The following is a 12,299-nucleotide window of genomic DNA, read 5'->3' as shown; positions in this document are numbered from 1 at the left end:
AAAGAAGATAAAATCTATGAAGTTTCAATATTCTTTCGTTGCTATGTCACTAGCCCTTGCTGGCTGTGGCGGAGGTTCTGGTGGTGACACGTCGGCACCGACCTATGATGTAGCTGGCACCATCGTTTCTGCAGGTACACTTCTTGATACGCCAGTATGTATCGATTTAAACCAAAACTACGTTTGTGATTCCACTGAACCGAGTGCTAAAACGGATAATGCCGGTAAATTTAGCCTGACTTCAAGCGACAAAAACGTACTAACCAGCACCATTCTTGCTCAAGTTGATCAAGGTTCAAACCAAACGTTGCGTCTTGCGGCTCCGGGTCAAAATTTAGCAACGGGTAACACGGTCAATGGTGTAACAACGTTGCTCGCGGGTCTTGTAATTGACGGTAAAACCGTTGCTCAAGCTGAAGAGATTGTGAAAGCGCAACTCGCCGATGCCGGCGTTTCTCTTTCTGGTACGGTGATGTCTAACGCAGAAGCTAGCGAGCTAGACAAGCTAGAGCAAAACACGGTTGTGCTATTAGCTGCGATGCAACCAAAGCAAATGATCAAAGGCGTAGCGCTGCTTGCTCAAAATCTTAGCTTTCAAGGTAAATCGTTGGCCTCTGATCTTCTGTCTGAAGCGGAAGTAAGTGCATTTGCTGAAGAAATTGTAGCGGTTGCTGAACAAACGGTTGGTAGTAACGATACGGGCGCCGTTCTTTATTTTGCTGAAGGAGCAGCAGACGTTGCTGAGGTTCAAGCGTCTTACCCTGGTCAAGATGCAGAATACGGCTTCGACAAAGAGGACAAGCAAACGTCGACAGGCGCTGGCTTTAAGTTCGTTAAGCTAGATTCACAAGGTGCAGCTTTAGCTGCAGATGCGACTGAGTGGGCTTGTACTATGGACGAGCGTACTGGTCTTGTTTGGGAAAACAAAAGTGCGGATGCGAGCTCAGTTCAATTTAAAGATCGCCTATTTGCGTTTGAGTCTGAAACATTTAAGCCATTTAGCAAAGATGTAGAGCTTGCAGGTTGTAAAGACGCTGGTGATGAAGTTTGTACCACTAGCCAATATGTTCAGTACATAAACAAACAATCGTTATGTGGAATCACTGGTTGGCGCTTGCCTACTTACCGTGAGACTTATGACTTACTAGACTTTGGTGAACAAACACTGTTTGCTCCGAACGATGAATATGCAAAATACAACGTCTATGGTTTTAATGTTAAATACTTTCCACAGCAAACCATAGGTAGCCCTTATTTAGGATATGGTGCATTTTGGCATAGCGATTTTAAGTTTACGAATGCATCATCACAACTTATTGATGGCGAGATTTATTTCCCTGCGATTGTCTCCCGGGGCAAAGATAGAGGCACTATTTCATACGTCGAGATTCGATCAAGCAACACAAGTGCGGGTGCCGATGATTCTTACCAATTCCCAATCCGTCTAGTCGCAGTTAAGGGGCAATAAGATGAAGAAATTAATAACTGTACTATCTCTTACTTTGGCTTCTCAAACTGCAATAGCTGCACAAGAGTGTTCTACTGACTTTGCTAAAACGGCACCTAACACGCGTTATACATATTCTGAGAGCGGTACCGTAACTGACCTGAAAACAGGTCTAACATGGATGCGCTGTCCAGTTGGTATGACATGGAATGTAGGAAACCAAGAATGCCAGGGGACGCGATCTACAATGTCATGGCAACTCGCTCTCTCCACAGCCAAACAAATTCGTAATAAGGACGGCAACCATCCTCTTCACAATTTTGCTGACAAAAAAAATTGGCGACTAGCAAATATCAAAGAGCTAGTATCTCTAACTGAGCGAGCTTGCCACAGCCCAGCCATAAATAGTACAGGGTTTGCTAGCGGCTATAGTCTGAAAGATGGAGATGATGTTCTAGGGCGTTATGTCTGGAGCAACACACCTAATGGCGACGGTAAGCATGTTGCAACTTTTGATACGACTAATGGTGAGGTTTTCAATAGAGATCCGTTAAACTCAAGTTTCAAAAGCTCTCTCTTGTTAGTGACAGATGAATAATAATTATTACGTTAATAAGGGTTGATAGCTTTGCCTTTATGATAGGCTCCGCCAGTGCGGAGCTTTTTCTTTTCTAACCTTTGGAACTTATCGTGTTGAGCAGAGTATTTAAACTTGGAACTGCTTAAGTTGATGTTTTTGATTTTCTGCTAAACCAGACAACTCTTGCGCTGCCGCGGCGGATTGAGTGATACCAGTGACGTTCTGGCTCACTAGTTCATAGATGTTCGTTAAGTTGTTGTTGATATCAGCCGTAACCTGTTTCTGCTCTTCTGATGCGGTCGCAACTTGAGTGTTGATTGAGTTCAGATCGGCGATAGCATTACTGATATTAGCAAGTGATTGGCTAACTTCTTGTGTAAGAGCTTGGTTGTCTGACAACATGGCTAAGCTGGAATGCATACTTTCATTTGCGTGACCAGATTGTTGCTGTAGCTCTTCTATAATGGTTTGGATCTCTTTGGTGGACTCCTGAGTTCGCGCTGCCAGCATACGTACTTCATCGGCCACTACCGCAAAGCCTCTGCCACTTTCGCCCGCCCGTGCAGCTTCAATCGCTGCATTCAGTGCAAGTAGATTCGTTTGCTCAGAAATACCTTCAATCACTTCGATCACGCGACCAATGTGTTCTGATTGATCTTTTAGTGAAGTCACGACGGCAGCGGCTTCGTTAAGTTGTTCCGCCATCTTTTCACTTGCGCGAGTGCTTTCCCCAAACATGCTTATACTTTGTGAGGTTAACGTACGTGCTTGATTTGATGCACTATCGGCTTCTTGTGCATTGGTCGATACTTCAGCTGCGGTCGACTCTAGCTGATTGATCGCCGAGGCTACTTGCTCAACTTCTTGCTTTTCTTGATCCGAGTTGACGCTGCTTTGAGTCATAACAGTTGCTAACTCGGTTGATGCTGATGCCACATCTTCACTAATGCGAACCAATGCGCTTACAGTTTCACGCAGTTTTTCTATGGTCTGGTTTACATCTCGAGCCAGCTGAGACACTTCGTTTTTCCCGATGGCTTCGGCCTTAACTAGTAGGTTTCCCTTCGCGACTTCCTGCATCGTTACTTGAAGGTTACGAATCGGCGCAACGATGTAGCTGGCGAGTACCCAACTAATAAGTGAAGCAGCACTCAAGATCACCGCAAGCGAGACGGTGCTGTAAGTGAGCGTGGTTGAATGTTGTTCGCCATTCGTTTCGACTTCATCGGTGACGATTTGATTCAATTGTTTAGATAGTTTGTCGATGGCGTTGATCATCGCTTCGCCAGCTAATCGATACTCAGCCATTGCAGATTCGTACTTTTGATTGAAATCAGAGGTGGTGTAATCAGAAGAGTGTTTAGTGGTGAGCAGAGGTGTCATGGTAACGCGAGTGAAATCAACATAGTGATTCATGGCCTTACGCATAGCATTGACTTCATTTGAACGCCAGGGAGATTGTCGATGGAGTTAAGAAAATCGCGGTTTTTGTTTTGTCGCTCAGAAAGCTCTTGGTTGAGAGACTGAACATCTTCGGCTCTAAATAGACTATAAATGGCTTTGATGCGCATGGCGTAAGTGTTGTCTACGATGCCGCTAAGTTCCTCTTTGTGAATGATTAGCTTATGGGTGGAAGCCGAAACCTTATTGAATGCTTGATCGAGTTTACCGATTCCGACACTTAGTCCAATGATGAGTAATATAACTGTGAATAGAACAGGCAGAAAAACCTGAAGTTTAATAGAAAGCGTACTAAGAAATTGACGCATGAGATTGACCCTCTATCGGTTTGATTATTATCTTTTTTATAAATAAGCATTTCGATTTTAATTGTTACATTCGCCAAATCAATGAGTTACTCATATCTAATTGTTATGAAATGTACCAAAATCGATGGGGTTATCATCTTGAACATGAGGCAACGTTATAAAAACGTTACGTTCAAATTGAGAGAGGGATAAGTCGCGGAATTAATAGTTAGAAATGACAACGTGTCATAGAGGGTTCAACTAAGTGAAACACAACTGTCATATTCAAATTCTAAAGTGAGCACCGTTCAAGTGAAACACAACGGCAATAAAGCCACTTAAGGAAATTGTGATGAAAAAGACAGTAATCGGTGCAATCGCACTTCTAGGCGCAATGGCAGTGACTCCTGTTTCTGCTAAAGAAACTATCTCTGCAGTGGGTTCTAGCAGCGTAACTCCACTGATGGAAGTTTTCTCTGAAACGTACATGAAGAAGAACCCTAACGTATTTATCGAAGTTCAAGGTCCTGGTTCTTCAGCTGGTGTAAAAGCAGCGAAAAATGGTTCAGCAGACCTTGGTATGTCTTCTCGTAATCTAAAAGATTCTGAAAAAGAATCAACACTAATCGAAGAAGTGGTTGCTCGTGATGGTATTGCAGTGGTTGTTAACCCACAAAACAAACTGCCAGGTCTAACAGCCGAGCAAGTGACTGCAATCTACAAAGGTGAAGTATCAAACTGGAAAGAAGTCGGTGGTGCAGACAAGCCAATCGTAGCCATTACTCGTGACACAGCTTCTGGTACTCGTGGCGCATTTGAAGACATCATGTCTCTAAAAATGAAGATTTCTGGTAAGAAGGTATCAGCTATCTCTCAACGTGCTCAAGTTGCAAACGGTAACGGCGCACTGAAAACAATGGTTGCATCTAACCCATACGCAATCGGCTACATTTCTCTTGGTACTGTAGACAACACTGTTAATGCGCTAGCAATCGACGGCGTTGATGCAACGGTAGCTAACGTTAAAAACGGTTCTTACAAAGTAGCGCGTCCATTCCTTGTTCTTTACAAAGAAGGCAAGCCATCAACAGAAACGCAAAAATTCCTAGACTGGATGCTAACTGACGAAGCGCAAGCGCTAGTTGACCAAAAAGGTTACATCTCAGTTAACTAATCCCATCGGGACTCTAAAGTTTGCTCAGCCCAACGTTTAGGGCTGAGCCTTTTCTATCCATTGTGTTCAACGGCATTGCCCAGAACCGTGAGATTTTTAAATGACCATCGCAACAAATAGTGAAAAGCTTATGAATACTGACGCTAGAGCTATCAGCAAGTCAGGCCTACGCGAGAAGCGTCGTGTAGACTGGAAAGAGCGCATCTTCCACGGCTTGTTCCTAACGAGTGCCGTAATCGGCATTGTTTCATTGGCCGTTATTGCATACTTCATCGTTCGAGAGAGTATTCCGGCATTCCAAGAAGCAGGCGTATCGGGCATTGTATTAGGACAAAACTGGTTACCACCTGCGCTTTACGGTGTCGCCACCATGATTGTGGCATCTATCGTATCGACGGCTGGTGCTGTCATTGTTGGGGTTCCAATTGGTGTTCTGACCGCCATTTTTATCGCTGAAATCGCACCAAAGCGATTAGCAGACATCATCCGTCCAGCGGTTGAGCTGCTAGCCGGTATTCCTTCAGTGGTCTACGGTTTCTTCGGTCTGGTTATTATCGTTCCATTGATTCAGAAGGTATTTGATGTACCTGCAGGTAATACTATCCTTGCCGGTATCATTGTTCTTGGTGTGATGATTCTACCAACGGTAATTACGGTATCTGAAACGTCTATCCGCGCTGTCCCTCGTACTTATAAAGAAGGTTCTTTGGCACTGGGCGCATCGAAAATCTACACCATCTTTAAGTTGCTCGTTCCAGCGGCTCGCTCAGGCATCATGACAGGTGTGATACTGGGTATCGGTCGTGCGTTGGGTGAGACCATGGCGATTATCATGGTTATGGGTAACGCGCCGGCAATGCCAGAAGGCATCCTTGATTCGGCTCGTACACTAACTGCAAACATCGCTATTGAAATGTCTTACGCAAGTGGTGTTCACGCGAACGCACTTTACGCTACAGGTGTAGTACTTCTGGTCTTCATCATGTCGTTGAACGCTGTACTACTGTACCTAAACCGAGAAAAAGCGAAGTAATCGCTCGTTAAAGGTGACTATTATGGATCGCGCAAAACTGAAAAAAGCACGCCAGTTCAAAGATAATGTCTTTAACGCATTTGTCTGGATCTCGGCAGCACTAACGGTAGGTTTTTTGTTCTGGATTATCTGGTACATCCTATCAAACGGTCTACAACACGTAGATTGGAACTTCATTACTGATAACTATACGCGCACAGGTGAAGAGCACGGTATCTTCCCAATGATTGTGGCGACCATTTACATGGTTATCGCTTCTATCGCAGTGGCAGCGCCACTCGGTATCATGACGGCAATCTACTTGACCGAATACGCGAAAGTGGGCAGTCGTTTGGTGAAAATCATCCGATTCTGTACCGAGTCATTGGCGGGTATCCCGTCGATCATTTTCGGCCTGTTTGGTATGACTTTCTTCGTGGCGATTCTTGGCCTTGGCTTCTCGATTCTATCGGGTGCATTGACGCTAAGTATCCTAATCCTGCCAGTTATCATCCGTACGACGGAAGAAGCGCTGATGGCAGTACCACAAACGTACCGTGAAGGCTCTTATGGCCTCGGTGCTTCTAAGATTTACACTATCTGGCGTTTGATTCTTCCGAGCGCAATGCCAGGTATCTTAACCTCGGTCATTCTAAGTATTGGTCGTGTCATTGGTGAGTCTGCTCCAGTATTCCTGACAGCAGGTATGGTTGCACGTATTCCGGATTCTTTATTGGATTCAGGTCGTACGCTAACCGTTCACCTATACAAACTGACTACCGAACTGTTTACCGTTGAAGAATGGAATCAGGCTTACGGTACGGCAACAGTGCTTATCGTAGTTGTTCTCTTGATCAACATGGTAACGAAACTGATTGCTAGACGTTTTAACACCGCAACTTACTAACAACACTAATTAAGAACGCACGTTAAAAGACACGAATTCGAGAATTAAGAGATTAAGACAATGAACAAATTTGATATTGAAAACCTAGACCTATTCTACGGTGACAACCAAGCACTGAAATCGATCAACTTACCAATTCCAGTTCGCCAAGTAACTGCACTTATCGGCCCGTCAGGTTGCGGAAAATCAACGCTTCTACGCTGTTTGAACCGAATGAATGATCTAATCGAAGGCGTGAAAATTACAGGTAAATTGGCGATGGACGGCGAAGATATTTACGGCAACATTGATGTTGCTGACCTTCGCATCAAAGTCGGCATGGTATTCCAAAAGCCAAACCCATTCCCGATGAGCATTTACGAGAACGTGGCTTACGGCTTACGTGCTCAAGGTATCAAAGACAAAAAGACAATTGATGAAGTGGTAGAGCGTTCGCTGCGCGGTGCTGCACTTTGGGATGAGGTGAAAGATCGCCTTAAATCACACGCATTCGGTCTTTCTGGTGGTCAGCAGCAACGTTTATGTATTGCACGTACAATCGCGATGGAGCCTGATGTGATTCTGATGGATGAACCAACGTCGGCACTTGACCCAATTGCGACACACAAAATCGAAGAGTTGATGGAAGAGCTAAAGAAGAACTACACCATCGTTATCGTGACTCACTCAATGCAACAGGCGCGTCGTATCTCTGACCGCACTGCGTTTTTCCTAATGGGAGAACTGGTCGAGCACAACGATACGCAAGTGATCTTTAGCAACCCTCAAGACGACCGTACTCAAGGCTACGTAAATGGTGATTTCGGTTAATCCACCGTATTTACAAGCATAACTAAATAACTATAAGCGATGGTAACTTTGCCCCTCTTAATGAGGGGCCTTTTTCTTTTTAAGTCGTGGGCTTATAACGCCTACCAACACAAAAAATCTTGTAAATAAGTACAACTTTCCTCCCCAGTTTATAAAGTATGTAACTTATGTGAAACATGGCTTTAAAAGTGCTGAAGAGCTCTCGAATGTAACACTAAGTCTGATAATTTTGCGAATGACTTAACAGCTCAAATTTGAACGTATTGATTGCATATCATGGCCTAAGTAGTTTTTTATCGAGGATAAAAAAGTAGATTAGGTTGGTAGGGTGAGTTTAAGAAGTTTTACAAGAAAAGTGTCTTCAACGAGGGACCATCGGTTGCTAGCGGAGGCAATCTTTGATCATTTAGAGAGTCTGTTCTCCCCTCAAGCCCTCGCTATTTTTGAAGATCCTTCAATTAACCCTCGTCATTCGATGAGCTTCTCTCGCGGAGAGCTTTACCCAACCCAAAACTATCCTGAGACATTCTGGGAGTGGGCAAGTCAGTTTGACACCTCTGAAAGCATCATACCTCTGGCGATCAACACTTGTAACTGGAATCACACCCGAGATTTAGGTGGTGATAGTTACATCATGATGCTCGACAACACGCCTATCAAACGTACCTACCTACTGATTCAATCTGTTCATGCTCGCACGGCACATAATATCTATGAAGAAAGTTACGACGCAATGCAGCTTGCAGCGGCGCGTTGGCAATGTATTCGTGCCGAAAAAAATGCCTCGAAAGAGATCAGGCACAGAGATATTCGTGAAGCGCAATATGTTGATGAGATTAGCCAACGCGAGCGCTTTATCGAAAATATGAAGTTAGTTCAGCAAGTTGCACTCGAAATCTCTAATCCTGATTCTTTAAAGGACTTGTACTACAAAGCCGTCGAAGCGTTACGTGAACGACTTGGGTTTGATCGCTCTACACTGATGCTTCTCGATATGAAAAAGCGCAGCTTCAGTGGTACATACGGCACGGATGAGTCAGGAATTACGATTGATGAATTTCACACACAATACGATTTACATCAACTTAGCGAGGAGTATATCACCGCGTTATCTAGCCTTGAGAGCAACTTAGTGATTGTAGAAGACGCGCCAATATACACAGCAGGCAAGGTCATCGGGCAGGGCTGGAATGCGATGTTGATTTTACGCGATGGCAATGAACCGTTTGGGTGGTTCGCGCTAGATAACTTTATTCATCGTAAGCCGATAACGGCATATCAAAAACAGATGTTGGACTCGTTTGGTTCACTCTTCTCTCAAATTTACATTCGTAAGCGCCAAGAACAAAACGTACGCATGTTGCATTCAAGCATGGTTGAGTTATCACGTTGCACTACTGTCAGTGGAGTATGCAAATCGGCCGTCACTTTCGCCATTAAAAATCTTGGTATTGATCGAATGGCGGTGTTTTTAACTGATGAAAATTGCTCTTACATGCAAGGAACGTGGGGTACCGATATTCAAGGTAACGTGGTGGATGAATCTTACTTCTTTGGCGAAACCCAAGATTTCTCTCTTATAAATCTGGCTCGCTCAATGCCAAACGAAGTCGCATTTGAAGAATCAATGCCTATTTATCATGACTGTAATATTGTTGGCTTTGGTTGGGCTGCGATGACGGTATTGACTTCAAATAGCAGTGGTCCTATCGCCTTTATCGCTGTTGATAATTTGCTGACACGTGCGCCGTTAACTTCTCAGTTACGTGAAGTGATTCGTATGTTCGCGTCCAGCTTAGCTGAAGTATTGCAACGTACTCAAGCTCAAGAGGCGATTCGCGAATTAAACGAAAACTTAGAGCTGGAGGTTCAGAACCGAACAAAAGAGTTGGAGGAAGCCAATCGACAGCTTGAGGTACTTTCTAAGCTCGATCCTTTGACGCGTCTTGGTAATCGCCGCATGTTAGAACATGTGATGCAAAAATATTGTGCCCTAGAGTGTGAAGACGACATGTCGTTTGGCCTGATCCTGATTGATATTGACCATTTTGGCTTATTCAATAATCACTATGGTCATCTCGAAGGCGATATCGCATTGATGCGAATTGGCTATATCTTGGATCATCATACCAAAGGTGAAGATGAAGTTTTTTGCCGTATCGGAGGTGAGGAGTTTGCATTGCTCATGATTGGTTCTGAGCAAGAGGAGGTTCGACTGAGAGCAGAGTGCATTCGTCAGTGCATCGAGGGCGAGGGGATAAAGCATCGACATAACCCAGAAGGGGAGTTACTTACCGTTTCAGTCGGTTACTCCTGTTATAAAGCGAAAGGCAAAGACTTTAATTTCGACCATTTATATCAGTTGTCGGATAAGGCACTCTATCAAGCGAAGAATCATGGGCGAAATTGTGTAAGGCGATACGAATACGAGCCCCAAGTTTTGTTGAGTAAGTGATGTTCATAAGAGCAACTTGATAGGGAAGAAGCGGCGGTTGGTGCTCTAGATAAAACCGCTAAAGCAAAATTTGGCCGGATAAGAGAATTGGCAGCTCATGAGAGCTGCCATTGTTATCTAGTTATTTATAGCTTTTCGAGTTGGTGGTCGGTTTTCGTTACGTTTGCTTTGCCAAGGTTTTGAATTTTCGCTAACAGCGAATCAGGGCTCCAAGGTTGTTGGTTAGCACTAAAACGCGCTTGATTCATGGCATTAAGCTCTTGCTTAATTACTTGTACGTCACCAGGGTTTAACCTGTCTTGATGAGTGGTTAAATACTCATTTACAGAGCGTTCAATTTTCGCAGCATCGCCCTCTTCGATGACTTTTTTTAGCGCGTCGATGCAAAGTGGTTGTTCAGTATTTGAAACCGTTCCACTCGCTGTTATTGACCGCTTTTTCCATGCCCAAATTGCGATTCCCAATGTCATTATCCAAAGCCCTAAGAAAACAAAGGTTAACGTTCGCCAGAGACTGTTTACACCGCCGCTTGATTCAGGACTAGGGGCTGGCACTAAAGGCGCTGAAAGAGGCGATTCCGGCAACGTGATTAGCCCAGTGTCATTTTTCTCTACGTCTAATGTTAGCTCTGGTAACGTTGTTTTCTTCGCTTCATCATTTTGACTGTCCCACCAGTTCACGTCGTATCCTGGTAAGGTATATTTCCCGGCCTCTGTAGGAATAATGACTTGCTTCACCGTCATGGTAACGGTGCCATCTCTTCCGCTATCGAACTTAGGTTGTTCGGGATACACGCGCAGTGAACTCGGGTAACTAATATTGACTCGTGGCAGATATTCGGCTTGTGTACCGCGAGCCTTAACTTGAATGGTTCGAGTGAGTGAAGAACCTTGCTTTACTGTGTTGATCGCGTTAATCGACAGTAGATTACCTTGATCGTCTTGCCAGCTCTGTGTCATTTCTAACGCTGAAGCAGGAAGCCATTCACCTTTAAATTCGCTCGGAATCGGTTTGACCGTGATTGGCATGCGTTCCGCTTTGGTGTTGATAGGCATTATTTTGGTTGAGCCCGTCAAGCTGTCGCCATAAATATAAGAACCGGTCAGTTTAGGACCTATCAAGGTATAAGTGCCTGGTTGATTGGCCGTTAGGCGAAACGACTGCTCTATGACCGCTACTTCTAACCCATTTAAGATCTTCTGTCTTTGCTGTAAGCCACCCAGTGCCTCAAGCTTCATGCCTTCAATTTGCGGAGGTACTATTTGTGGGTTATCTAGGCGTCGAGTGTCCGCTTTAATTAGAAGTTGTATACGTAATGTTGCAGATTGCTGAGGGTAGAGCGTACTGTTGTCGACCGTAATATTGAAGCTAAATAGATCATCAAGATTGGGGTCTGTTTGGCTCGCGTTGACACGTAGTTTGATCGGCTCCGTTTTCATGCCATCAGCGGAAAAACTTGGAATAGTCAGAACACCTTCTTTCATTGGTGCAATTGAGATACTCCACTCGGTACGCACTGATTTTCTTCCGTTAATGTTATTGCTAGAGCGGCCATAACGAGGTTGACCCAAGAAGAAGTCTTTCTCTAGAACATTGAAGTCGATTGAGTCTGAGCTGAGCTCAGTATCTGAAATGATTCTGAGGTTAATCACTTCATTCTTGGCTACTTGTGTTTTATTCACACTAGCTTGAAGTGTCTGTGCCATCACCGAGAAACTGGATATTAGGCTGGCCACAAAAATAAAGACCAGTTTTACGCCTTTGTTCATCACAGGCTTACCACTCCTTTTGAGATTGTTGTGGAGGTTGTTTTTGTTGCGCTTGAAGTTGCATTTGCGCACGGATCAAAAAGCTTGGGTCGCGAGCACTTTCTACTGCTTCTAGTCGACGGAACTCAGGATCATCCTGATGCATTTTTTCGGGATGCGCTTTAGCCTGTATTGGTTCACCTTGATCCTTCACTTGCTTGTCATCTCGTTGCGGTTGATGTTGTTCCGTTTCTTGTTTTTCTTCTTTATTTTCAGAATCTTGCTGATTTTGTGACTGTTGTCCTTGCGCTTCTTTCCCTTCGTTTTGAGACTTTTGTTGCTGTTGCTGTTGCTGTTGCTGTTGCTGTTGCTGTTGCTGTTGCTGTTGCTGTTGCTGTTGCTGTTGCTGTTGCTGTTG

General features: G+C 44.3%; 8 protein-coding genes and 2 pseudogenes. 7 read left to right on the top strand and 3 right to left on the bottom strand.

The genetic code is table 11. The features are described from left to right. The first annotated feature begins 16 nt into the window (after positions 1–16). Entirely contained in the window at positions 17–1,468 is a 1,452-nt protein-coding gene (locus tag R7040_RS06160) for a DUF1566 domain-containing protein (protein WP_171344174.1), read from the top strand. Position 1,469: 1 nt separating this feature from the next. Then, on the top strand, positions 1,470–2,045 hold the full coding sequence (locus R7040_RS06155) for a DUF1566 domain-containing protein (RefSeq protein ID WP_005375151.1): 576 nt from the start codon (positions 1,470–1,472) through the stop codon (positions 2,043–2,045). Positions 2,046–2,153: 108 nt separating this feature from the next. Here the strand turns inward: R7040_RS06155 and R7040_RS06150 are convergent. Then, positions 2,154–3,796: pseudogene (locus tag R7040_RS06150) on the bottom strand (methyl-accepting chemotaxis protein). A gap of 331 nt (positions 3,797–4,127) precedes the next feature. Between R7040_RS06150 and R7040_RS06145 the strand changes: the two are divergent. The 5 genes from R7040_RS06145 to R7040_RS06125 all read left to right on the top strand — a co-directional run bounded on the left by R7040_RS06145 (position 4,128) and on the right by R7040_RS06125 (position 10,133). Next, entirely contained in the window at positions 4,128–4,949 is an 822-nt protein-coding gene (locus R7040_RS06145) for a phosphate ABC transporter substrate-binding protein (protein ID WP_005375153.1), read from the top strand. A gap of 100 nt (positions 4,950–5,049) precedes the next feature. Further along, entirely contained in the window at positions 5,050–5,982 is a 933-nt protein-coding gene (gene pstC, locus R7040_RS06140; protein WP_005375154.1) for a phosphate ABC transporter permease subunit PstC, read from the top strand. 22 nt (positions 5,983–6,004) lie between these two features. Continuing rightward, positions 6,005–6,868, top strand: a complete 864-nt coding sequence (pstA, locus tag R7040_RS06135; protein ID WP_005383923.1) for a phosphate ABC transporter permease PstA — start codon at positions 6,005–6,007, stop codon at positions 6,866–6,868. A 60-nt stretch (positions 6,869–6,928) separates the two neighbouring features. After that, positions 6,929–7,678 (top strand): phosphate ABC transporter ATP-binding protein PstB, encoded by a 750-nt coding sequence (gene pstB, locus R7040_RS06130; protein ID WP_005375156.1) that lies wholly within the window; start codon positions 6,929–6,931, stop codon positions 7,676–7,678. A gap of 328 nt (positions 7,679–8,006) precedes the next feature. Beyond that, positions 8,007–10,133: a GGDEF domain-containing protein gene (locus tag R7040_RS06125; RefSeq protein ID WP_065275462.1), complete on the top strand. Its 2,127-nt coding sequence runs from the start codon at positions 8,007–8,009 to the stop codon at positions 10,131–10,133. A 125-nt stretch (positions 10,134–10,258) separates the two neighbouring features. Here R7040_RS06125 and R7040_RS06120 read toward each other — a convergent pair whose 3' ends face one another. Both R7040_RS06120 and R7040_RS06115 read right to left on the bottom strand, forming a co-directional pair. Then, on the bottom strand, positions 10,259–11,905 hold the full coding sequence (locus R7040_RS06120) for a BatD family protein (RefSeq protein WP_213872621.1): 1,647 nt from the start codon (positions 11,903–11,905) through the stop codon (positions 10,259–10,261). Positions 11,906–11,909: 4 nt separating this feature from the next. Beyond that, a pseudogene (locus R7040_RS06115) lies at positions 11,910–12,299 on the bottom strand (hypothetical protein); the annotation flags it as partial.

The organism is Vibrio sp. 1069, assembly GCF_033340555.1.
Note: the sequence above shows the minus strand (reverse complement) of the source record. Positions and strands in the feature narration are given on the sequence as shown.